Source organism: Bacillus sp. EKM501B (assembly GCF_011800505.1).
Classification (GTDB): Bacteria; Bacillota; Bacilli; order Bacillales; family Bacillaceae_G; genus Bacillus_A; species Bacillus_A cereus.
In genome coordinates, this window is the sequence record NZ_JAALFZ010000010.1 from 85,849 (window position 1) to 110,359 (window position 24,511).

Consider the following 24,511-nt stretch of genomic DNA (forward strand, 5'->3'; position numbering starts at 1 on the left):
TCGGGGAATACGTTAAAGAGTACCTATGCAATTTTAACACTCAACCATATATTTTTGAAACTATATATAGAGATTTATGTGTTAGTAGGTATCATGTTGCGTAACCATAATTGGTGAGCGAAGGTGAGGGGACAACAGAAGTACTGACTGGACCTACGGAGTATAAATGAGAAGATTCTTGGTTTTCTCCCAACCACCAAACATAAAGCGAATAGTTAAGAAAGATAGAAAGTTATATGATGCAGGTGCTTTTTTTAGTTATATAGAAATTATACATTAAACATACTTAAGGAGTCATTTAAGTATAAAGATAATTTATAATCATACAATGATATGGAAAGTCTTTTCGAACATGTTAGTTAATTCAAAGTATATGTATTATTTGGAACCTGTGCGAGGGTGCTTTTTTAATGCACATTATTATAAGGACAAGCATATTATGTAATAGGACGAGTTCTTCGTGTCCTATTCAATGCTCAGGAAAACCCCGATTCACATTGAGAGTACCGGTAGCGGGGGTGCTCTCTTTTTATTGAAAAATATATTTAAATGTATATAATATGATTATTCAATTTATTTTTCGATATAAGGGGTACAAATTCGATGCGACGTAAAGAGGATTTGTTAAAACAATGGAAGGTGGATCTGCAAGCTGTTCAAGAAGAAAAGAGAATGAAGAAGAAAGCTAAGAATAAAAAATATAGCATTCCTGGTAATACAGCGGGATTCATGAATGGAAAGAATACTTATCGTAAAGAGAATGGGGTATGGAAACAAAGAAGTAAATGAAGTGAAGGTAAATAAGTTTAGTTAAGTTTATAGCAAGTATTGTAGGCGCTTCCGTGATCTGGTTGGCGTCTTGTTTTTTGTTAAGGAAAAATAACAAAATCAAAGAATATAAGTACGGGATTAGAAGAAAAAATAATAGTCTTGTCGTTTGCTATAACCCATTAGGAAAAAGCGAATAACAAGACAATAGACAAGTAGTGAGAGGGAATTCCCATTCTCGATTGAAATTACATCGCAAAATCCAAATGCCGTATAAGAAATATTAAACTTATAAATGAAAAAAGAAACATGCTAGTGTCCCAAAAATATAAGTTTTTAAGGCTCTACCAGGATATGAATTGCAGGTACATCCCCGTATCGGTATAACGAGGAACACAATGTTCTTGGAACGGTGGACAGTAGTTGCCATGGAGAAGTCGGAGTGTTGGTTGTTAACAATGAAGTTCCTAAAGAGGATAATTATGCAAGATCATGAAATTGAAAGAGGTACTCGTATTGCTAAAGGCGACATAGCTTCGGTGGAAAAAGCTCATTTATAGAAAAAAAGAATGAGGAAAGTGGATTGGATTATTAGCTAAATCCAACCATAATCATTTCTTCATTTTTTATTTCAATTATAAATTTATATTCTTTATCCAATAACCAGAAATAAAAACTGACTGCATCAATATCAACTAGTGATTGGAATACTTTATCAAGATTTGTGCTTATTACAGGGATTTCATTATTATCCCATAATATAAAAATCTGTTCATCAAAATCTGGTTTGTTTTCTTTAATAAGGGAAATTAGTTGCTCTTTATTTAAAGCTATTAATTGATTGTCTATCTGTTCCCAATCTATTCTTCCAGAGACAGTTATAGGAAATGAATTTATTAAAGTATTTACAATCTGTTGGCTTTTATTTTGAGAGAAAATGAGAGTTTCTGCTCCGAGGGATTCAATACATTCATTAAACAAAGGGTTTGTATCATTGTTATTTTTGGTTTTCAGTGCCCGTAATTTTTGTTGCATTTTCCATCGTCTTGAGGATCTATCACTCATTTTTATCATTCCTTCTACAATTAATTAGGAGTCAGTATAGCATATAGAAACAGTTCTTTGGGAAGAAACTATTAGGCAATTGAAATCAGCCTCTACTTTCACCATATTTAGTTTAAGAATTAGATTGTTCAATTCTTTTGAAACATAACTATAATAATTCAATTTCAATATTGTAAGCAACTCAGTTATTATATAGAAATACAAATTCAATGACTTGAATTCAATGTTTTGTTACGCTATAGATAGCTTGATTTGTTTTAACTTAAACATATTAAGAGTACTTAATAATTTTTAGGAGGCTTTTTTGAATGAAGTTATGTAAGGCGAAAACCTGGTTACCATTATCTGCTGCAATGATTACAGTAGTAACAAATCCAGTAGGGACTGCGGCTTCAACGGTTTATACGGTTCAAAAGAATGATACCCTAGAAGCAATAAGTAAACAATATGAGGTTTCTGTACAATCACTTAAACAAGAAAGCAATAAAGCAAATGATCAAATTAATATTGGAGAACGTTTAACAATTCCGGTATCGTCAACTGCAAACAAATATGTTCAAAAAAATAATTCAACAGTTTCAACTAATACATATCAAGCAATTTACCAAGTGAAAAGCGGGGATACACTAAGTTCTATATCACAACAATATAAGGTTTCAATACAGTCAATAAAACAAAACAATAACGTAGATGAAAATCATATTTTTGTCGGGCAGCACTTAAAGATTGATACTGGTATTTCATTACAAGAAGTGGATTTAATGGCTCGATTAGTAAATGCAGAAGCAGGAGGAGAACCGCATGCAGGAAAGGTTGCAGTTGCAAAGGTAGTATTAAATCGTGCTAACGCAAATGGTTTTCCAAATACAATTACAGGTGTAATTTATGAACCCATTAAAAATGGTTATGCATTTACTCCTGTTACAGACGGTAGAATTAATCAGCCTGCTACACAGGAAGCAAGAATGGCAGTAGAAGAGGCTCTCACTTCAAAAGGAACAAATTCTGATTGGCTTTATTTCTACAATCCCAAAACCTCGACTGATAAATGGATTACAACACGTCAAACCGTTGCACAAATTGGAAACCATCTGTTTGCTAAATAAAATAATAGTACATTAATATGTTTCCAATGAGATAAGGAGAGGTTATTTTTGCGTGTAGTTCATTCACTATTAGCAATATTAGCAGTTATATTTTTAATTTGTGGTGTTATTATTCACGAGTATGTATTGGTGTTTTTGGTAGGGATTTGTTGCATGGTGATAGTAAGTTTTATAATTTCCAGTATACGTAATTGGAAAGAGAATAGAAAGCGTATTTCCATCTTGTATTTTACTTGTGTATTAATATTATTGCTATTAACAATATATCTTTTGTTTGTCACTTTTTATACACGTTCTTTTGAATTTTAGCACTTTTATATAATTTAACATGGCCCCAAAATCAAAAAGAATGATGAAATCCTTAAAAAATAATCAGCTCGATTTATCGAGCTGATTATTACATCCAGAAATCCTCAAAGTCTACGCGTCATTTTACTTTATGAAGATTATCCCATTATTGAACTACTCCCACTATTATCTCGTATAGACGAGGGAAATTAATAAGTAATGGGCTTAATCGAATTCTAACTTATTAGTAGGGTATCGCCATAATTATTGTGGTTAGAAGCCCTATCCCTTCATTCTTCCAATTGATATTTACGGAAATATCCAGACTATGGTTTGTTTGCTATACCATTTCGCTATCAAGCTAACAAAGAGATTAAAAATATTAAAGAGGATTTTTCTAAAAATGAAAGCGCTTTACAATTAAGAGGAATATGCAATTATGCATATCCTTTTTTTATTATGTTTTTATATGCAAAATCTTTTACATATGCATTATCGATTATATTCAAAATGTCACAGGCCTTGGCATCTCTGTAAAAACGTATCAAAATTTTACTTTAAGACACACGGTATATAAATTTTTGATTGGGCAAATTCCTCTTGTTTAGGAAGAGTAAAAACATCTACTATAAAAATTTTCACAACAGAGCCAGATAACGTGATAAAGTATTTATTGCTGTGCATGTAAATAAAAAAAAGCCTTACAAAATGATGTTTGTAATGGTTTATTTAGCTTATATGATTTTAGGAAATTAATAGCATTTTATGCCGTTATTATTAACCTAGTTACCAAGAAATAGAGGTGAATATAGAATGACTAAACCTTTTAAAAAAAATAGTCGTTATATGGTTGGGTTGGACAGTCTAAGAGGGCTAGCTATACTAGGTGTTATTTTGTATCATATTAATTTTAATTGGTTACCTGGAGGGTTTTTAGGGGTTACAGTATTTTTTGTACTTTCAGGTTATTTAATTACAGATATTCTAGCCATGGAGTGGAAGAGAAATAAGAGAATTGATTTGAAAAAATTCTGGCTTAGTAGAGCAAGAAGATTGCTTCCAGGAATGATTGTTATGCTCGTTATAACATTGGCATGGATTACGATTTTTCATAGCTCTTTACTTGAAAAAATGCGCGGAGATTCATTAGCGGCATTATTTTATGTTAGTAACTGGTGGTATATTTATCATAAATTATCTTACTTTGATAATTTTAATCAGATTTCTCCATTAAATCATTTTTGGTCGTTAGCAGTCGAGGAACAATTCTATGTTGTCTGGCCGTTTATTATTAGTTTAGGACTTTACTACATAAAAAAACAATCCCGTATGATTTTATTGATTTGTCTAGGAGCGTTTGCTTCAGCTTTAGCAATGGCAAATTTATATGAACCTGGAGTTGATCCGAGTAGAATATATTATGGTACAGATACGAGGGCCTTTTCTTTACTTATCGGAGCGGTACTTGCCTTAGTTTGGCCAAGCAATAGGCTTGCTAATAAAATTATCCCGAAGGCGCGTTTCATTCTTGATGTAGTGGGGGGCATAGCTCTTATTATAATTTTGGTTATGTTTTGGAAGACCAATCAATATGATCCATTTCTATACAAGGGAGGAATGGTTCTCTTATCAATTGCAACAGCATTGTTAGTGGCAAATCTAGCTCATCCAGCTAGTCGCATTGCTCAATTTTTGCGATTTAGGCCTTTACGTTGGGTAGGGGTAAGATCGTATGGCATATACCTCTGGCATTATCCAATTCTTACATTAACGACTCCAAAAGTAAGTGTAGGGGATTTTTCAATAATAAGAGCAATCTTTCAATTTCTTTTAATCATATTGATTGCGCAAATTTCATGGAAGTTTATCGAAAAACCAATCCGACAAGGTGCGCTTCGGAACATTCAGTTTAAGAACTTAAGACTTCAAAATGTCACTTTAGGTGTTAAGTTAGCTTTAGTTTGTTCATTATTCTTTTCGTCAATAGCAGTTTTAGGGTTATCAAATGCTAGTAAGGCTAAGGAGAATTCTCAACAAGATAAGGTGGAAACAGTACAAACAAAACCGGCGCCACATCCAGTTGCTGTTTGGGAAAATGCAGATCAAGAAACTCCACTAAATCAAGGGGAATCAAAAGAAGTAAATCCTGCAAAACCTAAAAATCCACTCACAGTTACTGCGATAGGCGATTCCGTTATGATTGATATTACTCCATATTTAAAAAATACTTTTCCTGATATTAGGATTGATGCGCAAATTGGTCGTCAGCTGTCAAAAGCGATTCCGGTAGTTGAACAGTTAAAAAATGAAGGGAATTTAGGAAACTATGTCATTATCGGATTAGGTACAAATGGAGCCTTTACTACTGAGCAACTTGTTTCATTAATAAAATTAATTGGAAACGAACGTAAAATAATATTTATTAATACGAGAGTGCCACGTCCGTGGGAATCAATTGTGAACGAGAGACTGAAAGTAACAGTACCTAAATATCCTAATGTAACTCTAGTTGATTGGTATGCAGCAAGTGCTGGAAAGAAAGACTACTTTGCACCTGATGGTGTGCATTTAACCAATATAGGTGCAGAAGCATACGCAGTACTTGTAGCTAAAGCGGTTAATCAATAATTAATTATATTTGATCAAATTCTTTTGCAAAGTTAGCTGAAATAAAAAAGATTTATATTTGGAGAAATACACTTTTGGCATTTAGCAATAATTCCTGTAATTCATAATACATTGAAAAGCGAAGTTTAGTTAAAGACTTCGCTTTTTTGTACGGGACATGAATGGTGTCGATGCCTTTTACTATACATACGGTATAACGAAAATGTTGAATTTCTGTAGTTTTGAAAAATAGGTTGTCACTTTACATGTTAATAAACCTGTTCTGCAGGGTTCTTTAACGGGCTACCTATATTTTTTCTTGAAATATAAGGATACCGTCAGTTATTAACAATAATAGCTAAAAAAACCATTTTCTTTCTTAATTCACATAATTTTCAAAAATAAATCCCGTGGATGTTAATATTTGTTATATAATATATTTGTCAAAGCATTACCCCTAAAGTTTCTACAGTCAATCTGTAAGATAGTTTGTTTGGCCCGTATATTCACCTTAAACTAAAAAGAACTTGTAGAGAGTCCTACAAGTTCTTTTTGTTTTAAGGGTTAAATGTGGATTTAAAATATAGTTGCAATTCTTTGAGGGGGAAAAGTAATGTTTATAGAAACAGAAAGGTTATTAATACGAAGATTTGAGTTCAAAGATTGGCAAGCTGTTCATGAGTATACATCAGATATTAATGTTATGAAATACATACCTGAAGGGGTTTTTACTGAAGAAGGTGCAAGAAACTTTGTGAATGAAAACATTGGTGAAAACGCTAAGAACTTTCCTGTAGTATTAATTGATAAAGGTATTCTGATTGGTCATATAGTTTTTCATAAATATTTTGGTGAGCATACATATGAGATTGGTTGGGTGTTCAATCCTAAATATTTCAATAAAGGATATGCTTCTGAAGCAGCACAAGCTACAGTAAAATATGGCTTTAAGGAAATGAATTTACATAGGATAATAGCTACATGTCAGCCACAAAATATTCCATCATATCGGGTGATGGAGAAGATTGGAATGAGAAGAGAAGGCTATTTCAGGAAGTGTATACCACATGGGAATGAATGGTGGGATAAATATTATTATGCTATTTTAGAAGAAGAGTTGTGTCTCAGAACGCATTATTTAAATTGAAGCTCCTATCTCTAAAGAGGCAAGTTGACTAACGTTAGTAGGATTCTTGTTACCAAAGGCAAAGTCCATTTCTGCTATGGCTGACGTGCAAGACCATGGTGTCCCATTGCCACTCTCGTGATTGCCCTATGCATTCTCAAAATAAAGAATATTAGAAATATATTATGGTAAAATGTGTATAACTATAAATTATTAAATAGATTGGAGAATACTAGAATGAAAGTACAATTACTAAGAATAGGGATATTGGCTTGCTTCATGATATTCTGTTGGTCCTATGAAGATGTCTCTGCTGCATCTACATGTGAGCCATATGGTGAAATTAAGCCGAACCAAAATCCCTCTCGTCAGCACATAAATTGCCTACTAACGAACGCAGCATTAAAAGAAAATGTTCCTCCTGAAGTTGTAAAAGCTGTAGCTACACAAGAAAGTGGATGGAAACAATTTGATGGAAACGGCCAGCCAATCATAGCACAAGATGGTGGAATTGGGATTATGCAAATTACCAATCAACCTCAGTTCAATCAACAAAAGTTAAAATATGATATTAATTATAATATTGAAGCAGGTGTTAAAGTTCTTCGTAGTATGTATCAGCGAACAGATCTACCTAAGGTAAAAGTTGCTGGACCAGAAATAATTGAAAACTGGTACTTCTCTGTTATGGCTTATAATGGAACAAAACCTGTAAACAGTCCTTTGTATAAAGCTACCGGTCAAAAAAATTTAAATGCTTACCAGGAAAAAGTGTTTTCTATTCTAGAACAATACAGTTTTTTAAATGATACAAAATTGGGGCAGTTTCCTTTCAGTACAGCTGATTTCGAATATGATCCTAACACGAGCACAAACATTATATTTAAAAAGAAGGAGTACATACTAACTAATCTACATTCTTCTATCTATCACCTAAAAACAGGTGATCAAGTACTTGTAACAAGAGATGGAGTAAATTTAAGATCTAAACCTACTTCCGCTTCAAGTGGGAAACCATTAAGTAAAAATACGAACTTGATTATTCAAGGAAACGCAGCATATGATGAATCTGTAGATAGTAGCAATCAGTTTGTATGGTATCCAGTTAAAACTGCAGATCAAAAACTAGTAGGTTATATTTCTTCTACATATATTATGAAAAAATTATAATTTAAAATCAAACGGTGAAGATAATCACTGATAAAGATATGGTAGTGATAGGAACGGTTGAACCAAATATAGTTGTGGGTTCTGGTACAAAAAAATATTAAACTTGAACATACCGATACTGCTACTCTACAAAGGACTGTAACAGTTATGGAACAAAATGGTTGTTCAAGTGGAAGCATTTCGTTCCTAACTGTATTTTGTAAACAGTGAAATGATACAAGCGGTACAACTTGAATCTTCGTAAAGAAGCACCCCTGCGTGATATTACTTAGGAAAGTTTGGGAGGAAGTGAAGAGAGACGAGCTCCCAACGAAAGTAAAAGAAAGAATAGATATGAAATAATTAGTTACTTGTGATGGCGGATTCTCTTACATGGAGGAATCGCCGTTCTTTTTATTTACAATGAGAAACGCATGTTAGGGTGAATATTGAGGTTAATTGGAATGCCAGACTGATCGATACATTGAACGTATCAATTATTGATTTATATAAGTACCTATACATACCAGGTTAACGAAATTTTGTTCATTTGTTTTCATTAGAGGTGCATCTCGGGGAAAGAAGAAAGTGTGCAAAAGAAGTGCTAGAAAGCCGTAGCGTGTTTGACAGAATTAAACTCGTAAGATATCTCGTAATAGATAGCATAATAGAGAATTAAATCGTTGTATATTTTAATATATTGTTATAATATTACGAAAGGGAATAAGGTAATATAAGGTAAATACGCTAATGTTATTGTATAAATATAGCGCAAACAGGGAGAATGAACATGAAAAAGTATCTAGTAGCAGGATTATTGTTGTCAAGTTTATTAGTGGGGTGTGGTCAGGAGAACGCCTCTACCAAGAAAGAAACGCCTAAGAGTGAGCAGGAAGTGAAGAAGGACCCGCAAGCCAATAAGAAGGTAGACGAAACAAAGCGTGATGAATTAAAGGACACGGAAAAGTTGGATGATAATGTGCCAAAGGATAATGAAAACAAAGCGCTTGATACGAAAAATAGTGAAGATAAAGTTGATATTGTGCAGTATCAGCTTCCATCAGATGAAAGTAGTTCTACGATGCCTGTGGATTACTTTGAAGCACTTGAACATGGTATGCCATATGAAGAAGTAGCTAAGGCGTTACACCGTAATGCGACAAGTGCAATTAAAACTAAGAAATTTGATACTGAATTAATTGAATATACTTATGAGGCGCCAGAAGCGGTGATACAAGTTCAATTTAAGGATGGTAATTTATTTGGTGCGGAATATGTTGGTCAAGATAAGGAAATGTATTCAGTTATTCCTGTTGGATGGGATGTAAAAAATAATCGTTGGGATGAAGAGAGAAACGTAGGCTTGCAATCTAGTGAGAGTAAGTCAAACAATCACAAGTCTCAAAGGAACGAAGGTAAGAATGTTGAAGCAAATGATAAGCCCGCATCTAGTACAGCAGGTGTAAAGGCAAATAAAAAGCCCGGAGAATTTACTACGAATCATAAACCTAATAATAACGAAGTTGAACAACATCATAATAAGGAACAGCAACGTGAGGAAATAGAAGAATTTAAGCCAAGTGATGCAGACATGGAACGCATTAAACGACAAGAAGACCGTTGGAATACGCCATCAGGTGGGTTTGGTGCTACATGGCAGCAAGAAATGGAAGAGATGAAAAAACAGAAATAAAATACTGTATATACCTATTATGCGGATTAAATGAATTTAAAGCGGGAATTTTATAGGATTTACTAACTCTTAATAAGAGTTAGTAAATCATAAGGTAAATTAATTATTGTTTTAAAATACTTTGGGATAATTTATAACAGAGTCTGATTCTTGATAGAAATACTTGTTGAACTACTCACCACTTAACGTCCTTACGGACTTTTTGAAGTGGGAGATTCCTGCGAACACCGGTGTATCCACCGGTTATCTTAGCGGGCTCTACCCGTAGTCCCTACGGTGAGAACATAAGTATCTTGTACGTTGATGCACCACACTCCCTACTTTAGCTTGGTTTTCGCAACTTCGGCAAGCATGGGGCGATAGAACATTGAAGATTTTACGGTTGCAACGTTTTTCTGCAACCAAGCTCATATCTTCAGTTTTCGAAGAGCAATCTGTACAAGTAAATGATAACAAACATGTTGCTTATGCCAACCGACATTCATCTCCCACCTAAAATTGGTGTTTCACACCTTCACACTTTTGAGGAAGTAGTTTTCTGTCTGAAAACGATAAAAACCCCTATTAATTTTTAAGTTAATAGGGGTTTTTATCGATCTTATTTTCAAAAAATGCTCTTTAGACTTGCCTATAAATCAAATTTTATTTTTAACTAATACTAAGTTTTAGAAATAATAAAAGTTAATCTAATTCTAAATTTAATTGGCTACAATTAAATTTCTTGTCTTATCAATATGATTAAGTAACATACGATAGTCTTCTTCGTACATAGTTACACTTTGTAGAAGGGACTGGTTTTCTGCTTCTAAGTTTTTTATTTGGTTTTGTAAGTTTGTAAATTCATTTGTTTTTTTATAATTTTGTAGAAAGAGAATAATATCATCTAATGTCATAGATAAAGAGTTTGTTTCTTTTTTTGGTTGAGAGGGAGAAATATTGTTTCCCCCTTTTCGATTTTGTTTTGCTTGTTGTATTTCCTCTTGGTATTGTTTTCTCACGTATGAATTCCAACGAAATCCACAAGCTGCAGGTGTCCTATTTAGTAGTTTTGCTACTTCTTTGAATGCAGCTAACTGTGTTCCTCCGTTACGAATATTCTGGAGTACTGTTGATGCGAGAAGTGAATCGTTATCGTTAGTCCAGGAATCTTGCCTTGAGATTACCACGTTTTGACCTCCTTTACATGCTTTATATTACATATATGCAATTACCTATAATGATAGAAGCCTAACTTCTATTAAAATATTTAAGACTAATTGGATGTAATTAGACATTCTTTCTTTAAAATGCGAAATTGCATAAAAAATTAGATTGACTATTCGTTATAGGTGTAACTATAATGGTTACAGTTATGTAGCTAAATTAATAGGTTTGATGGTATGAAGTAGTTGTATTAATGATGGTTAAGCAAATATTAAAAAATGAACGGAGTTGGAAATATAAGAAGCTTATATAAATAAAGAATTAAGGCCATATAAAGCATTTTATAATCATATATAAATTAAAAGAGGTGCACATTTTGAAAATTTTTAAGGGAATTATAGTTTCTTCAATTGCATTAACAGCATTTAATGGGGTGGGTGGACTACTTCCAAGTGATAAATCAGAAGTTGCCTATGCAGCTAGTTACAATTATTCAAATAAGCAATTGAATTCTACTGTACATAAGCAAGTTACGAAACAATTAATTTTGAAATTTAGAAATGAGGCAAATTTGCCATATCAGGATGGAATAGAAAAATTCATTAAAGAAGAAAAACAAGATCCTGAATTAATTGGAATTTTAAACGAATACCCAAATGTAACTATAAATCGACTTTTTAGTTCTTTAAATCCTAAAGAAATTAAAAATTTAGGTAGAGAAATAAACGACTCCGAACATATTTCTTCCAATTTGCTAAACTATTATATTGTAGAAAACCAAGGTGATATTGATGTACAAGCCTTACTTGTAAAGTTTGAGAAATCATCTCTTATTGAAACGGCGTATTTACAGGAAGAAGAAACGCCACCTCAAGAGCGTTTACCAAATTTATCTGTTAATCCATATGATGAGCCTAGACTTACAAGACAAGGTTACCTTGAACCAGCACCATTAGGAATTAATGCACCTTATGCTTGGAGTATAAATGGTGGGGATGGAAAAGGAACTACTTTCGTAGATATGGAGTATGGTTGGTTACTAAGTCATGAAGATTTAGTGAATCAAAAGATTGAATTGATGTCCGGACAGAATAAGAGTGAACACCATGATCATGGTACCTCAGTATTGGGAATTGTTTCTGCAGAGGATAATAACATAGGTGGAATTGGGATTGCACCAAAGGCTAAGGTAAAGGTTGTATCCCAGATTAGGGATAACGGAACTTATAATACAGCTGATGCTATTTTAAGTGCGGTTAACAATATGCAAGCTGGAGATATTCTTTTACTAGAGGCACAAGCAACTTACGATGGATATGGAGATAAGAACTATTTTCCAGTGGAAGTAAAACCAGACATATTTGATGCAATTCGTATGGGAACAAATAAGGGAATTATTATTATTGAAGCAGGTGCAAATGGTGGAAATGACTTGGATCAATTTAGAGACCGTAATGGTAAACAAGTTTTAAATCGTAATAGTCCTGATTTTAAAGATTCAGGGGCAATTATGGTTGGGGCAGCTTCTGCAAGGGTTCCTCATAAACGTTCATATTTCTCTAATTACGGTAGTAGAGTGGATGTGTATGGATGGGGGAATGCAGTAGATACTACAGATGCTAAACCAAGTGAATTTATAACAAATCTATATACATCTAGTTTTGCTGGAACATCTAGTGCATCACCTATTATTGCTGGTGCTGCAGCATCAATTCAAGGAATTGCAAAAAATAATCAGGGGAGAGTATATACACCAAGACAGCTTAGGGATATTTTAAGTGATTCTAGCACCGGAACGAAATCTAATGATCCAACTTCTGATAAAATTGGTGTTTTACCTGACTTAAAAGCCATTTTGTCTAAACTTGGTTTTTCACCAAACTTAAGTAATGATTCTTCCATTGTATTTCCTGAGGAACAAGAAATAAATAAAGGAAATAAGGGAAATGAAGGATCTACTATTACATTCCCGAAAGAAGATACTGTTAATGAAGAGGACTCTAGCTTTATTTTCCCAGAATAATAGAAATACCTCCTATTAAGCATGGGGCAAAATAGTTTACTCAATAAGAATAAAGGATATGAATTCAATAGAAATATGAATTTATATCCTTTTTATTTTAAGCTGTTTTTACTACCTTACAAAAACGTAATGTTAGCGTAATGGAAATGAATTTTGGCAGCCAATAGATTAGGATATAATTTTTGTGAGAAAAGATATGAGGTGAATAATATGAAACGAATAGTGCTTATGTGTAGCGTTTTTGTGATGTTTACTGTGGTGTTATCCGGGTGTAATTTAAATCGTCTTGGTACAGATACATATTATGTGCAAATTACCAAGGATGGTGAAAAATTAAAAGAGAAAAATGTAAATGGGGATACGACTTACGAATATAAATTACCTGGATTTGATAAGGATGGTAATGAGAAAGAAATGGAGTTTACAGCGTTAAAAAATCTTCGTAAAGAAGCGTTTTTACGTATATATTACTCTGAGAAAAAAGGTGTGAAATCTTGGGAAGAAGTTAAAAAAGATGAACTCCCTACAAAGGTAAAAGAAAAAGTAAAGGTGGATTAATATATAATGCTTTGTTAGAGCAATATATCCTCAAACTATTAGAATGTATATTGTGAAATAGGCTAAAGTTCTTTAGAGTTGTTAAAGTAAGAGGCTGACAGTTATTGTCAGTCTTTTGCTTTTGCAGGAAGAAAATATAAAAGGTATTTAACAGGCAAGTGTTGGATTATTAACAATTATTTAAGATCCAAAGCTACAATATATCTACCCCTGAACTATAATAATTTTAGGTCAGAAATAAGCTTCTGATTTTGTGAGGAGTTAAGTACTAAAAAAGCTTAATTTTGTTTACGTATTTATAGTCGTTTAAAGGATTTATGATTGGTTATGATATAATAAAATTCAAGTACAATAAGGGGGATTAATTAAATGATTTTTCAAAGCATGATAACAGCTATTATAGAAAAATTACAAGAGACGGTGAATCCCTATTGGATAATTGTGTTTGGATCAACGGCTGAGAACAGAGAACGAGAAGATAGTGATATTGATATAGCTTATGTAAGTGACACAACATTAGGGAACTATGAACGTTTTTTATTAGCACAGGAGTTAGCTAACATTGTTCATAGAGATGTTGATTTAGTTGATTTATCCGAAGCTTCTACAGTTTTTCAAGCTCAGATTATACATACAGGTAAGACAATATTTTGTTCGGATGAAAAACGTAAGGTTATTTTTGAAATGAAAACCTTAAAAATGTATTCAAAATTGAATGAAGAACGACAGGTAGTATTTGATGATATAAAGAAAAGAGGTTCTATATATGAAGAATGAGGTTATTTTAAATAAAATTTCTACAATAGAGCGTTGTATAAAAAGAATCCAAGATGTGTATGGAAATGACCCTGAAAATTTAGAGGACTTTACAAAACAAGATTCAATAATATTGAATATACAAAGAGCTTGTGAAGCGAGTATTGATTTAGCAATGCATATTGTTGCAGGGAAAAAATTAGGATTACCCCAATCTAGTCGAGAGGCCTTTGATTTATTGGTTACAGCAGGATTACTTAGCGCTGATCTAGCAAATAAGTTAAAGGCGATGGTTGGATTTCGTAATATTGCTGTTCATGATTATCAAAGTGTAAATTTAGATATTGTTCGTCAAATTATTGAAAAACATTTAACTGATTTCAAACTATTTACGAAGGAAGTAATGGGGATATTGGAATTTTAGGCGAAAGAACAGAATAATAAAGCTGAGAGAGAAAGTAATTCTATGACTAAAAAACCAGCTATTGAAACAATTACTTAATTTCGTAAGAAGAAACGCGGTCATAAGATGAGTTTGTTTTTGATTTTAGTGAATAAAAACAACATAAAATAATAGAGTTTCAAAAAAATAGCCCTCCACCAGACCTTTTTTGGTCAGATGGAGGGCTATTTTTTTCATGTTTTGATAAGTTGCGGTGAGATAAGCCTGCATTTGGACAGACTTCAGCCCCCGAAATCGAGCATATCGATAGCCATGTAGTTCTTTGGCGTCCGCAAAGCTTCGCTCTATAGTTGAACAGCGTACTTTGAAAAACATACCTCACGTAGCGGACAAACAGCGTAGTCTTCTGGGTTGGATTTATATTGATGATATCCTTTATGATCCGTTGTCGCATACTCTAAAATACATCCCATGGGACAAGCAAATGCATTTATTTAATTGGCTTTTTGACCCTTTACGCTCCTTGAGGAAGGAGTCTTCTTGGCTAAAATGATAAATTTGAAGCTATAAAAGCAACAGAATTATGTAATAAGTGAATCAAAAAAACAACCCCAAAAGCAGACATGGTAACCTGATATTTTTCATTCTTTTTTTTATATACCCAATAAGCATAGTTATATAAAAGACCAATTATCGTTGTACCAACTATATAAGTGATTCCATATTGATGATTTAATCCAAATATAATTGAAGCTATTAAAATGATAAAGTAATCGCGATTTTTAATGTAAGGAATCCAACTTAATAGCCAAAATAAAAATACTTGAAAAACTACTGTTTCATATATAGGTGCCGCTAATACCCCTAATAAAACTTGAAGAATAAGAGGTGCTTCTGTTATTGGGTTTTTTTGTATTTCAGGTAAGAATAGATCTAATGGTATTACAAATAAAAATGATCCTAATAAAATAAGAAAAATAAAAGAAATTGTAGGCAAAGCAAACATAAATTTATTTATTTTTTTGAGCATATATATTTCTCCTATAATCTTTTATTACATCTATACGAAAAGTAATAAATAATTGAGTCTCTTTTTGTTTGACATGTTTTTGTCTACTATTGATGAAAACCGTTCTGTAATTGAATTCTTGGCTTATATGTAGGTGTAGCGATAAAGTAGGGATATATTAACACTATATTGTTAATATTAAAATATTAAAGAGTTAAGTGAGATATTAAGGTCACACCAATTTTATGATGAATATAGTATCAAGCCCGTTAAGGAAATATGCTGTATAGGACACGCTTGTACTGTTTATTTTACTATATGAATATTTAAGTGCATATAGTTTTGGAGGAGTATGTATTTTTGCATTTTTTAATACAAAAGTTTTTTATTAAAAATTTACTTTCTGCGCTACCTCATATGAATTTAAGACAATTGAAGGGTAAAGGCCAAAAGAGTCCGCGTTCAGATTGTACAGGTAAATATTATAATGTTATAGAAAAATAAGGAAAAAAGTTATAAAATAGGAGATTGAATTAAACTTTCAGATTTTATTGTTCTGCAAGATAAAAATAACTAAAGATGGGGCTCTTAAAAATTCTTATCTTTATTTAAAACTAACGATATTATAAAAAATCCTCGCTGAAGGTACTGCAACAAATCTAATTTGAAAATCTTTAGGAGATAAATATGGAATTTTAAATATTCTTAGTCGTCTATTAAACATTATAGCAATTATTATAGGAAAATCCTTTAATATCATCGATTTAGAAGAAATCAGTACAAATAGAAAAGATGAAGTGGTAGAAGTATTACGTCTTCCTTTTAATAGATTTCCAGGAGCAGCTGGACATATAAAAGATGCAATTGTAAATGAAAAAAATTGGAACGTTTGGTTGAATGATTAGTATGCTATTTTAAAGTTTAAATTAATAACAGAAAGAGAACCTCTTAATATGTTACTACTTTGTTTTTGTATTGTTGAAAATAAGAAAGGAGAAATCAATGAAAAAATATTGGCATAAGCTATCGTTGCTTCAAAAAAATGTATTACTAACGGTATTAGTAATTCTGACCCTTGTTGGAAGTATAGGAGCGTTAAGTTTTAATATGTTTCAAAGTAGTATCATGTCTATATTTGAGAGGCAGTCTTTTGAAACAGGTGATGCAGTATTAAATCAATTAGATCTAGAAATAGTAAAAGATGTAGCAAAAGACCCCACAGCACAAAGAGAGAAGAAAGAAAAATTGACAGAGCAATTAGATAAAGCTATAAAAGATATGAAAAGTGTTGGGCAAACATATGTTACAGGAGCCAAGCTAAATAATAAAGCTGAATTACAAATAGTAGCTTTGGATACAAAATTAGCAAATACTGTTTCTGTAAAACCAGGTGAATATTATGAGCAGCCTACTTATTGGATGAAAACATATGATAAAGTAATACAAACAAAACAGGCACAAATGACAGAAGTGTATGAAGATGAATTAGGGTTCTGGGTAACAATTTTAGAGCCAGTTACAGATGAAAATAAAAATATAATTGCAATTGTTGCAGCGGATTTGGATGCTTCTATTATTCCTCTTACAAAGAAACAATTTATGATACAAGGTTTACTATTTATTATAATTTCATTAACAATCGCAATTACAATTCAAATATTTATCTCACGAAACTCTCTATCGCCTTTAAAGGATTTACAAGAAGGGTTACGTAAAGTTGGTGAAGGGGATTTAAGTATTAAATTGAATGAAAGATCTGATGATATAGGAATAACTAATATCTATTTTAATAATACTATTAAAAAGTTTAATAGTATTATAGATAAAGTAAGGCAGACTGCTGAACAGGTGTCGACATCTTCACAGGAATTGTCGGTAAGTACAAAAGAGAATAGCATAGCCTTTAAAGAAATTGCAAGTGCTATTACAGGATTAAATTTAGGAGCACATTCTCATGAATATGTAGTGCAAAAATGTTTAGGGATTGTTCAAGAAATGGAAAGTAAGATGAAAGAAATTAAAGGAGCTGCAAAACAAGTTGGCAATGCTTTGGAAGACATGGACCAGCATTCTGTAGAGGGAAAAGATTTGATTAAGCAAATCGTGAATCAAATGAAAAGAATCAAAGATACAGTTCAGGATGTATCTTCTAGTATTTATGCATTAGAAGTACGATCTAAGGAAATTCATGAAATTCTTACTGTAATTACAACCATTTCAAATCAAACAAATTCATTAGCTTTAAATGCTTCTACTGAATCCTCATGTGCTGGAGAGATGGGAGAAGAATTTTCAGGTGTCGCGGACGAGGTACGTATATTAGCGGAAAGAACCGAGGCATCTGCAAGGGATATAGCTAAATTAATTGGTGAAACCCAGGCTGAAGCAGAGAGAGCTGTAAAATCCATACAGAAGAGTTCAAAGGAAGTTGAATCAGGAATAACACTTGTTCAAAGTAGTGGTGCTTTCTTTGAAAAGATTTCAGAATCTGCACAATCTGTTACAAATCAAATTAAAGCGAATTCGAATAATTCAAGTGACATTTTAAAAGATAATCAAACAATTGTTCAGTTTGTAAATGAATTATCACACATTGCAAATACATATGTGAATAGCAGTAGTAATGTGGAGACAAGTATGAAAGAGCAAGAACTATATGTACAAGATATTGCAGAGTTAGCAAATTCTTTAAATTGGCTCTCGCAAGAGTTACAGGGGTTAATAGGGGAATTCAAAAGTAAGTAGGATAGGAGAAGGTGTAGGTATAGAGTATGACCTATACCTTTATTTATTCCCACATTAGAGATGAAAGCTTAGGTATATATGAAAAATAGCTAAACGAATAATTTTTTTGCATATTTTGTTGGAAATAGAGCATGATATTACCAAATTCAACGGAGGTGTTTAAAAAATGCAAATTCGCGAAAATAATAATTCAAACGAAATCTTAATAGCAGCGGCAGCAAGTGCAATTGAGCAAATGAAGTATGAAATTGCTCAGGAGTTTGGCGTTACACTTGGACCAGATTCAACATCACGAGCAAATGGTTCAGTAGGTGGAGAGATTACGAAACGTTTAGTTCGTATGGCGCAAGAGCAGTTATCTGGTCAATATAAAATTCACTAAAGTTAAAGGTATATCCCATTGAAGGGATATACCTTTTTAATTTGCTTTTAAAGAGGATCGTTACATTTTTTATTGTTGGTTAAGTTTAGATACCGCAAATTTAGCTGTGAAATTCATTTTCTTCATGTAAGAAGAATTTACTCCTGCTTGAAATTGAACAGAAATATTACCGTCTTTTTGTGCTTTGAATACGCGACCATATGGTGAATTAGCATTGTATGTGCCAAGTACTTGATTATCTGCATCAAAGACTGTATAAGAAATTGGGAACCCGGAATTTTGTACAAAGACTGTAAGTTCTTCCCCTTTACTAAGATTAAATGATTCTTTTTGAGAAACTTCATAGGAATTCATAGAGTAATATTTTGTAACTTCTTGAATTTCTAAATTCGTAGTTGCCGCACTCGCTTTTGGTGCCTCTACTCCTGGTAAATTCATACCTGATAGTACTGCAATCCCTAGTGCCCCTGCTAAAATAACTTTTTTCATAATGCTAGTTCCTCCTTTAATATATTTTGAGATTTGAAAAGGAAGTGAAAATACCACTTCTTGAAACCATTATAGTTACAGTGAGAATGATTTTCAATATAGTTTGATATGTAATTCTGCATACATAAGGTGGCGCTATAAGATAATCTATCTGGGATTTAGAATATTCTTAGAAGAAGAGGAGGACAAATTTTTAAAACTATGAATGGAATTGTAGCTGTTTTTTTACATACGTTGGTTTTTTAAGTGAATATTTCGTTGAGTTTATTTTTGTATGGAGGGGGTATTATAGATGGTTGATTATTATCAAATCTTTTTAATTACAATGACAGGTAGTGCTTTATTTTTTTATATACAACATGCTGGAAACCAACAAAAAGAAACAAATGGACATTCTTTGTTGTAGTATTTTTCTTTTTAAATTATTTATTTCTTAATTTTGTATAAGTGAATGTAGGTAGGGATACGTTTTTTATAATGGATATTTTTTAAAACTATAATAAGGATTCAAATAAATAATACGATGAATAATTCCTAAGATGAAAATTGTATTAGCTAGTGAGAAAGAGGCATGTTATTAAATATTAGGGGTATGAGAAGGTAAGGAATCTAGGGAAAGGTAAAAAAAGAATATAAAAAGGAGTCGCTATTTGACTCCTTTTTATATGGGATAGCTAAATTATTGGAAATATTACCTACTGAAATACTTTTTCAATTGTAGGCATAACAGCTATTGGTGGTAGGGATTTAGTCCATGCAGCTGCATATACATTTAATTTCTCACCTAATGTGTAGTTTTCATCATCTGAAACAGGAACTCTTAAAATCTTATTTTGAGAAACTAGATCCCACCAATCATGTTGATAAGCAAGAGCTTCATCTTTTGTAGGCGTAGCTGCAACTACTAAATAATTGTTCTCTACTGAAATGACATATCCAGTAAAAGGTTCTTGTTCTTGGTTCTGAATAGAATGAACAGGAATATTGTTGGCGGAAATTTTGTTAGAATCTGCAAAGGCCGGTGTTAATCCGAATGTAAATCCACATCCTAGTGTTAAAGCTGTTACCGTTGTTACGAATGTTTGTTTTTTGTTAAACATGATATATCCCCCTTATATTTTATCCTTACACTATCCATTTTCAATTTACATACATATAAAGCCTTTTAATATTAAGATACTTAACAATTTTGTAACAATTATTCCATAAATGTTAATATTATCTATTAATGGAATTGGGTTTATGTTATAATTCACTAGGTGAACTATTATTGTTCATTTCATCTCTTGATGAATGTATGCCCTTCCTTAAGTGTAAAGATGTTCGATTTTATTGGTGAAGAGAGGATATATCCCTCTTCTTTTTTTATTAATATGGGACTTTAGGGAATGAACAGAAAAAGAACCCTATAAGGTTCTTTTTCTAGGCATATTAACAGTAAGGAGAGTAATGAAATGCTATTTTCAAATCTTTACAAGGAGAAAAATTTGAAAAAGCTTATCATGTCATTATTTTTACATACATGTAATATAAAGTGAATTGATAATATTTAGACTTACTATTACTAATATTCAATTAAGATAGTTAGTACTACATTGATAGTGTTAATTATCCTGATTGGTGTGGAATGTGATAGGAAGCATAAGTTTGCCGCAAACTTATGCTTTCAGGATCTGAAGATATTCTTAATATGGATTTTAAAGAAAATACAAATTTTTTATTAGATGTGAGAAAAAGGAATTGAAAATATCCATTAAAACAAGATATATTCTGGTCAAAAAATTAGAGGGCATCAATTCATTAAAGCAGTAAAAAACGTTTTTATGAATTGGTGTCCTTTTTGTTTTAAAAAGAGAATATATTTTCTCAACAGGACAAATGGTAATCAGCTATAAGTATTAATTATAAGGATAAAAGGAAAATAGAAATTAATAATAAAGGAGAATGTGAAATGACAACATTAATAACTGAAAGAAATCTAGCTGAAATCCATGAAGACGATGTAGATGTATTAAAAGTAATGGCACATCCTGTTCGATTACAAATTGTAAATGAATTAATGCAACATAAAATATGCAATGTTACACAGTTAACGGAGATATTGAGACTTCCACAATCCACTGTTTCACAACATTTATCAAAATTGAGGGGAACCGTACTCCGCTCAGAAAGAAGAGGGTTAGAGATGCATTATTATATAGATAATGCTAAGGCCCGTCAGATTGTTGAAATTTTAGGTTTGTAGGTTAATAACATGTAAAAGGTTTCCTGTTATATGGCAGAAAACCTTTTTTTATGTATAACTAATTGTGTGATAATATCATACCGTAGAAACTACCTAACAATAATTAAATTTAACAGCTTGTTTTATCTTGCCACACACAATTTAACACGATATATAGGTATAAACTTACAAAGAAGAGTTTTAAATAGAAATTAGATATAACAATGGATAATGGTAAGTGTATTAAAGAAATTATAGAATTAATAAAATGAAAAATAATAAATAGTTGTTGTAAAGGCTTATTCTGATAATAAAAGGAATTAGATACATTAAATTCAACTATGAGTTTTTTTACTAAAAATATGTAGGTGAAGAGTATAAGCAACATAATCCTTTTGTTGCTGATGGACGAAAAGCCTTTATGAATTTCTTTAAGGAGAATTTTGTTAAAAACCCTAATTCCTCTGCAGAGATTAAACGTGTAGTAGCTGAAGGGGATACAGTTGCTCTTCATGTATATTCTCGTACTAATTCTCAAGATAAGGGAGTTGCTATAGTCGATATATTTCGTAACAAGGATGGAAAGATTGTCGAACACTGGAATGTAATTCAAGAGATTCCAAGTGAAGCAGCTAATGACAATACGATGTTTTAGGTAGAATAAATATTTATTTATTTATTAGAGATGTATAGAATCTTGATATTATAAAATGAAGGGGATGTCCTAGGTATACTACTAAGACATCTCTTTTTGTTTTACCAAGATTCGATTTGTTATAATTTGTAAGGGAGGTATTTTGTATTGAGCAAGAAAAAGCATTCAAGTATAGATTTTGAAGAAGTACCAAGTATGATTGAACGTTTAAGAGGCGAAAGCGGACAGTATATGTCCCTATAATAAGTGTTTCAAACCCTTGACACAAAACGTGCTGAGTTTTTTTATGTTGTAGGTAAAACACTTTTATTTGAAAGAAGAGTAATTCACCCACAAAACACACAAGAAAAATCAAAATTTCCTGAAACTAGACAAGATAAATTCCTGCTATAAAAAAGAAGGGGAGAAATCCCCTTTACTTTAAAATTTATTAAAAAATAACTTAATTCATTGATGAAATATTATTGAATTGGTGCACAACTCCAAATGTATTTTCCAACTACTTTTATTTCTGGACAATTTTCTATATCTGTACAATCAAACATTAATGGATGTATACTAGGATTAAAAGAATCTGGTTCTAGGATAATTCTATTATTGGTTTTGTAAATTCTTTTTAAAGTGGCGTCATATCCGTTGATGAGTACAGCGGCAATGTCGCCATTATTTATATTTGTTGTCCTCTCAAGTACAGCTATATGTCCATCATGTACAATTCTATTCATACTGTCTCCGTTTATACGAAGTGCTAATAGTTTTTCAAATCCATATTTATCTAAAATGATATCAGGTACCTGTATATCCCCAATTACATTTTCTATAGCCTCAATTGGTTTACCAGCTGCGATTGTACCATAAATGGGAATATTCCGTTTGGTAATTGCGTGATCTTCAGGACAATAGGATTCATTTTCATCAATAAAGTAGGTTGCAGAGACATTTAATATCTTAGCAATTTGAGATATTTTTGACATTTTAGGGCTTCTTTCACCATTTCTCCACCGCAAAACAGTAGTTCTACTAACAGATAATAATTCAGCTAATTGCTCGTCTGTCATATTATTTTTCTTCATCAATTGAGATAATTTTAAACCGAATGATTTCATGACTTTTTGTCACCTCCGTCTTGATTGATTATATAATTGGTGTGACAAAAATGCAACTTTCTTCGTGATTTGGTAAAAAAATTCTTGACTGTTTTGTCACGTAGTACTATATTTGAATTTGAAAAGAGGTGACAAAAATGCACAAGATGATATTTTTAGAAAGAAAATTAAAGAGAAAAACTATTGAAGAAGTTGCTGATTTTCTTAATGTTTCTCCACGTACATATTGGGCAAAAGAACATAATAAAAGTGAATTCACTCTGAAAGAGGCACATATGCTATCGTGCTATTTAGAGAAATCTATAGAAGAATTATTCCCTGATCTTTTTTTAAATAATTTGTGACAAAAATGCACGTATTTATATCTGGATTATAGGATGTTTATTGGGGTATTTTAAACCAAATATCTAATAATTCTACTATTAAAGGTACTTCATATATAGTTTTTTACTTGGAAAATAAGGAAAGAGATTCAAAAAATGAAACGCTAAAGTGTATTTGGTATATAAAAATTGAGATGAAATATAGAATGCTAAATATTCAAGTAGATGAAAGAGCAATCAGAAGATTATATTTAGAAAAATTAGAAGAAAAGCTTAAAGAAGTGGATGCAGAATTTGTATTTTGGGATACAAGGGAATTTTTAAAAAGAACGTGCATGTCGTGGAGTACTATTTAAAAAGAATTCTTTTTTGATCAGCGTGTTCAAAAATTTAAAGTGGGCGGGACATGGTATTTTCCGGCTAAAGAAACGAAAGCATTTTTATTGAATTGGCTAACAGAGAATGTGGTGTAAGAAAAGAAAGACTATCGTCTTAAAAAACAAATCTTATAGGAAATCCTATTGTAAGGAGGATTAATCATGGTTTTTAGAGTGACAAAAAAACAAGGATATGTCAGCAAGAGTACTAATGAGAATGAAGAATTTAGAAATCCTAGTTGTTTTGAATCGGAAAAGTTTTCGCATAAACAGTTAAAAATGATTTATGCCAAAATGCATATAATAGCATTGAAATATGATGGAGTAATTTCAAAAGAGGAAATCAAAAATAAATTAAAAGTAAAACTTAAAATTCAATCACTGAGTGATCTTACAAGGAAGCAAGCTAATCAAGCTATAAAAGTATTAATAGGTTGGGAAATTTAAAGGTTTTGGATAATAAAACCTTTAATATTTAATAAGTTTAATATATAAATTTTAAGGAAAATATGGAGG

The 24,511-nt window shown here is 31.9% G+C and carries 21 protein-coding genes and 3 pseudogenes; 17 read left to right on the forward strand and 7 right to left on the reverse strand.

Translation table 11 applies throughout. From position 1 onward, the window contains the following. Positions 1 to 603: 603 nt before the first annotated feature. Entirely contained in the window at positions 604 to 789 is a 186-nt protein-coding gene (locus HFD78_RS18630) for a hypothetical protein (RefSeq protein WP_001253021.1), read from the forward strand. Between the two features lie 570 nt (positions 790 to 1,359). Here HFD78_RS18630 and HFD78_RS18635 read toward each other — a convergent pair. Beyond that, complete coding sequence (locus tag HFD78_RS18635; RefSeq protein WP_001283878.1) at positions 1,360 to 1,833, reverse strand: CDI toxin immunity protein; 474 nt, start codon at positions 1,831 to 1,833, stop codon at positions 1,360 to 1,362. Between the two features lie 308 nt (positions 1,834 to 2,141). On the opposite strand from HFD78_RS18635, the gene HFD78_RS18640 reads away from it, so the two are divergent. From HFD78_RS18640 to HFD78_RS18660, 5 genes are all read left to right on the forward strand, one after another. Beyond that, the gene (locus HFD78_RS18640) at positions 2,142 to 2,939 is read left to right on the forward strand and encodes a cell wall hydrolase (RefSeq protein ID WP_000762319.1); all 798 of its coding nucleotides are present in this window, start codon (positions 2,142 to 2,144) and stop codon (positions 2,937 to 2,939) included. Between the two features lie 1,101 nt (positions 2,940 to 4,040). After that, positions 4,041 to 5,855 (forward strand): acyltransferase family protein, encoded by a 1,815-nt coding sequence (locus tag HFD78_RS18645; protein ID WP_000165409.1) that lies wholly within the window; start codon positions 4,041 to 4,043, stop codon positions 5,853 to 5,855. 592 nt (positions 5,856 to 6,447) lie between these two features. Continuing rightward, a complete protein-coding gene (locus HFD78_RS18650) occupies positions 6,448 to 6,981 on the forward strand; it encodes a GNAT family N-acetyltransferase (RefSeq protein ID WP_000469487.1) in 534 nt (177 codons plus the stop codon). Between the two features lie 216 nt (positions 6,982 to 7,197). Then, complete coding sequence (locus tag HFD78_RS18655) at positions 7,198 to 8,130, forward strand: transglycosylase SLT domain-containing protein (RefSeq protein ID WP_002196107.1); 933 nt, start codon at positions 7,198 to 7,200, stop codon at positions 8,128 to 8,130. A 769-nt stretch (positions 8,131 to 8,899) separates the two neighbouring features. Next, a complete protein-coding gene (locus tag HFD78_RS18660; RefSeq protein WP_000760445.1) occupies positions 8,900 to 9,802 on the forward strand; it encodes a hypothetical protein in 903 nt (300 codons plus the stop codon). 698 nt (positions 9,803 to 10,500) lie between these two features. On the opposite strand, the gene HFD78_RS18665 is transcribed toward HFD78_RS18660, so the two are convergent. Next, the gene (locus HFD78_RS18665) at positions 10,501 to 10,968 is read right to left on the reverse strand and encodes an RsfA family transcriptional regulator (RefSeq protein ID WP_000237092.1); all 468 of its coding nucleotides are present in this window, start codon (positions 10,966 to 10,968) and stop codon (positions 10,501 to 10,503) included. A gap of 353 nt (positions 10,969 to 11,321) precedes the next feature. Between HFD78_RS18665 and HFD78_RS18670 the strand changes: the two genes are divergently transcribed. The 4 genes from HFD78_RS18670 (at position 11,322) to hepT (ending at position 14,706) form a co-directional block, all read left to right on the forward strand. Beyond that, positions 11,322 to 12,968 (forward strand): S8 family peptidase, encoded by a 1,647-nt coding sequence (locus HFD78_RS18670; RefSeq protein ID WP_000688762.1) that lies wholly within the window; start codon positions 11,322 to 11,324, stop codon positions 12,966 to 12,968. Between the two features lie 210 nt (positions 12,969 to 13,178). After that, on the forward strand, positions 13,179 to 13,526 hold the full coding sequence (locus HFD78_RS18675; protein ID WP_000822915.1) for a YxeA family protein: 348 nt from the start codon (positions 13,179 to 13,181) through the stop codon (positions 13,524 to 13,526). Positions 13,527 to 13,895: 369 nt separating this feature from the next. After that, positions 13,896 to 14,303 carry a type VII toxin-antitoxin system MntA family adenylyltransferase antitoxin gene (gene mntA, locus HFD78_RS18680; RefSeq protein ID WP_000577226.1) on the forward strand — a complete coding sequence of 136 codons (408 nt, stop codon included), beginning with the start codon at positions 13,896 to 13,898 and terminating at the stop codon, positions 14,301 to 14,303. Beyond that, positions 14,293 to 14,706 (forward strand): type VII toxin-antitoxin system HepT family RNase toxin, encoded by a 414-nt coding sequence (hepT, locus tag HFD78_RS18685; protein WP_000787540.1) that lies wholly within the window; start codon positions 14,293 to 14,295, stop codon positions 14,704 to 14,706. Before mntA ends, hepT begins: the two co-directional genes overlap by 11 nt. Before the next feature lie 123 nt (positions 14,707 to 14,829). Here the strand turns inward: hepT and HFD78_RS30115 are convergent. Continuing rightward, a pseudogene (locus HFD78_RS30115) lies at positions 14,830 to 15,045 on the reverse strand (transposase); the annotation flags it as partial. Between the two features lie 184 nt (positions 15,046 to 15,229). After that, positions 15,230 to 15,715 (reverse strand): CPBP family intramembrane glutamic endopeptidase, encoded by a 486-nt coding sequence (locus HFD78_RS18695; protein WP_000913855.1) that lies wholly within the window; start codon positions 15,713 to 15,715, stop codon positions 15,230 to 15,232. Between the two features lie 981 nt (positions 15,716 to 16,696). Between HFD78_RS18695 and HFD78_RS18700 the strand changes: the two genes are divergently transcribed. Both HFD78_RS18700 and HFD78_RS18705 read left to right on the forward strand, forming a co-directional pair. Then, complete coding sequence (locus tag HFD78_RS18700; RefSeq protein WP_000761115.1) at positions 16,697 to 18,439, forward strand: methyl-accepting chemotaxis protein; 1,743 nt, start codon at positions 16,697 to 16,699, stop codon at positions 18,437 to 18,439. Between the two features lie 166 nt (positions 18,440 to 18,605). Beyond that, positions 18,606 to 18,821 carry an alpha/beta-type small acid-soluble spore protein gene (locus HFD78_RS18705; RefSeq protein WP_001167049.1) on the forward strand — a complete coding sequence of 72 codons (216 nt, stop codon included), beginning with the start codon at positions 18,606 to 18,608 and terminating at the stop codon, positions 18,819 to 18,821. Between the two features lie 69 nt (positions 18,822 to 18,890). Here the strand turns inward: HFD78_RS18705 and HFD78_RS18710 are convergent, their stop codons facing one another. Together HFD78_RS18710 and HFD78_RS18715 are read right to left on the reverse strand one after the other, a co-directional pair. Beyond that, a complete protein-coding gene (locus tag HFD78_RS18710) occupies positions 18,891 to 19,310 on the reverse strand; it encodes a hypothetical protein (RefSeq protein WP_000755790.1) in 420 nt (139 codons plus the stop codon). 695 nt (positions 19,311 to 20,005) lie between these two features. After that, the gene (locus HFD78_RS18715) at positions 20,006 to 20,410 is read right to left on the reverse strand and encodes a DUF3221 domain-containing protein (protein WP_000482313.1); all 405 of its coding nucleotides are present in this window, start codon (positions 20,408 to 20,410) and stop codon (positions 20,006 to 20,008) included. 851 nt (positions 20,411 to 21,261) lie between these two features. Between HFD78_RS18715 and HFD78_RS18720 the strand changes: the two genes are divergently transcribed. Both HFD78_RS18720 and HFD78_RS18725 read left to right on the forward strand, forming a co-directional pair. Further along, positions 21,262 to 21,555: an ArsR/SmtB family transcription factor gene (locus tag HFD78_RS18720; protein WP_000209274.1), complete on the forward strand. Its 294-nt coding sequence runs from the start codon at positions 21,262 to 21,264 to the stop codon at positions 21,553 to 21,555. 337 nt (positions 21,556 to 21,892) lie between these two features. Beyond that, a pseudogene (locus HFD78_RS18725) lies at positions 21,893 to 22,189 on the forward strand (nuclear transport factor 2 family protein); the annotation flags it as partial. Between the two features lie 461 nt (positions 22,190 to 22,650). Here HFD78_RS18725 and HFD78_RS18730 read toward each other — a convergent pair. Then, on the reverse strand, positions 22,651 to 23,295 hold the full coding sequence (locus HFD78_RS18730; RefSeq protein WP_000834513.1) for a LexA family protein: 645 nt from the start codon (positions 23,293 to 23,295) through the stop codon (positions 22,651 to 22,653). Between the two features lie 137 nt (positions 23,296 to 23,432). On the opposite strand from HFD78_RS18730, the gene HFD78_RS18735 reads away from it, so the two are divergent. The 3 genes and pseudogenes from HFD78_RS18735 to HFD78_RS18745 all read left to right on the forward strand — a co-directional run bounded on the left by HFD78_RS18735 (position 23,433) and on the right by HFD78_RS18745 (position 24,442). Further along, the gene (locus tag HFD78_RS18735) at positions 23,433 to 23,639 is read left to right on the forward strand and encodes a helix-turn-helix transcriptional regulator (protein WP_000549412.1); all 207 of its coding nucleotides are present in this window, start codon (positions 23,433 to 23,435) and stop codon (positions 23,637 to 23,639) included. 185 nt (positions 23,640 to 23,824) lie between these two features. Continuing rightward, a pseudogene (locus tag HFD78_RS29535) lies at positions 23,825 to 24,091 on the forward strand (group-specific protein). Positions 24,092 to 24,157: 66 nt separating this feature from the next. After that, a complete protein-coding gene (locus tag HFD78_RS18745; protein ID WP_191968100.1) occupies positions 24,158 to 24,442 on the forward strand; it encodes a hypothetical protein in 285 nt (94 codons plus the stop codon). Positions 24,443 to 24,511 lie beyond the last annotated feature (69 nt).

Excerpts from the sequence above, each read along its gene's own strand:
- HFD78_RS18640 (WP_000762319.1), top strand. The coding sequence starts at position 2,142 with ATGAAGTTATGTAAGGCGAAAACCTGGTTACCATTATCTGCTGCAATG.
- HFD78_RS18700 (WP_000761115.1), top strand. The coding sequence starts at position 16,697 with ATGAAAAAATATTGGCATAAGCTATCGTTGCTTCAAAAAAATGTATTA.
- HFD78_RS18730 (WP_000834513.1), bottom strand. The coding sequence starts at position 23,295 with ATGAAATCATTCGGTTTAAAATTATCTCAATTGATGAAGAAAAATAAT.
- mntA (WP_000577226.1), top strand. The coding sequence starts at position 13,896 with ATGATTTTTCAAAGCATGATAACAGCTATTATAGAAAAATTACAAGAG.
- HFD78_RS18695 (WP_000913855.1), bottom strand. The coding sequence starts at position 15,715 with ATGCTCAAAAAAATAAATAAATTTATGTTTGCTTTGCCTACAATTTCT.
- HFD78_RS18675 (WP_000822915.1), top strand. The coding sequence starts at position 13,179 with ATGAAACGAATAGTGCTTATGTGTAGCGTTTTTGTGATGTTTACTGTG.
- HFD78_RS18635 (WP_001283878.1), bottom strand. The coding sequence starts at position 1,833 with ATGAGTGATAGATCCTCAAGACGATGGAAAATGCAACAAAAATTACGG.
- HFD78_RS18710 (WP_000755790.1), bottom strand. The coding sequence starts at position 19,310 with ATGAAAAAAGTTATTTTAGCAGGGGCACTAGGGATTGCAGTACTATCA.
- HFD78_RS18630 (WP_001253021.1), top strand. The coding sequence starts at position 604 with ATGCGACGTAAAGAGGATTTGTTAAAACAATGGAAGGTGGATCTGCAA.
- HFD78_RS18720 (WP_000209274.1), top strand. The coding sequence starts at position 21,262 with ATGACAACATTAATAACTGAAAGAAATCTAGCTGAAATCCATGAAGAC.
- HFD78_RS18745 (WP_191968100.1), top strand. The coding sequence starts at position 24,158 with ATGGTTTTTAGAGTGACAAAAAAACAAGGATATGTCAGCAAGAGTACT.
- hepT (WP_000787540.1), top strand. The coding sequence starts at position 14,293 with ATGAAGAATGAGGTTATTTTAAATAAAATTTCTACAATAGAGCGTTGT.
- HFD78_RS18655 (WP_002196107.1), top strand. The coding sequence starts at position 7,198 with ATGAAAGTACAATTACTAAGAATAGGGATATTGGCTTGCTTCATGATA.
- HFD78_RS18645 (WP_000165409.1), top strand. The coding sequence starts at position 4,041 with ATGACTAAACCTTTTAAAAAAAATAGTCGTTATATGGTTGGGTTGGAC.
- HFD78_RS18660 (WP_000760445.1), top strand. The coding sequence starts at position 8,900 with ATGAAAAAGTATCTAGTAGCAGGATTATTGTTGTCAAGTTTATTAGTG.
- HFD78_RS18705 (WP_001167049.1), top strand. The coding sequence starts at position 18,606 with ATGCAAATTCGCGAAAATAATAATTCAAACGAAATCTTAATAGCAGCG.
- HFD78_RS18715 (WP_000482313.1), bottom strand. The coding sequence starts at position 20,410 with ATGTTTAACAAAAAACAAACATTCGTAACAACGGTAACAGCTTTAACA.
- HFD78_RS18735 (WP_000549412.1), top strand. The coding sequence starts at position 23,433 with ATGCACAAGATGATATTTTTAGAAAGAAAATTAAAGAGAAAAACTATT.
- HFD78_RS18650 (WP_000469487.1), top strand. The coding sequence starts at position 6,448 with ATGTTTATAGAAACAGAAAGGTTATTAATACGAAGATTTGAGTTCAAA.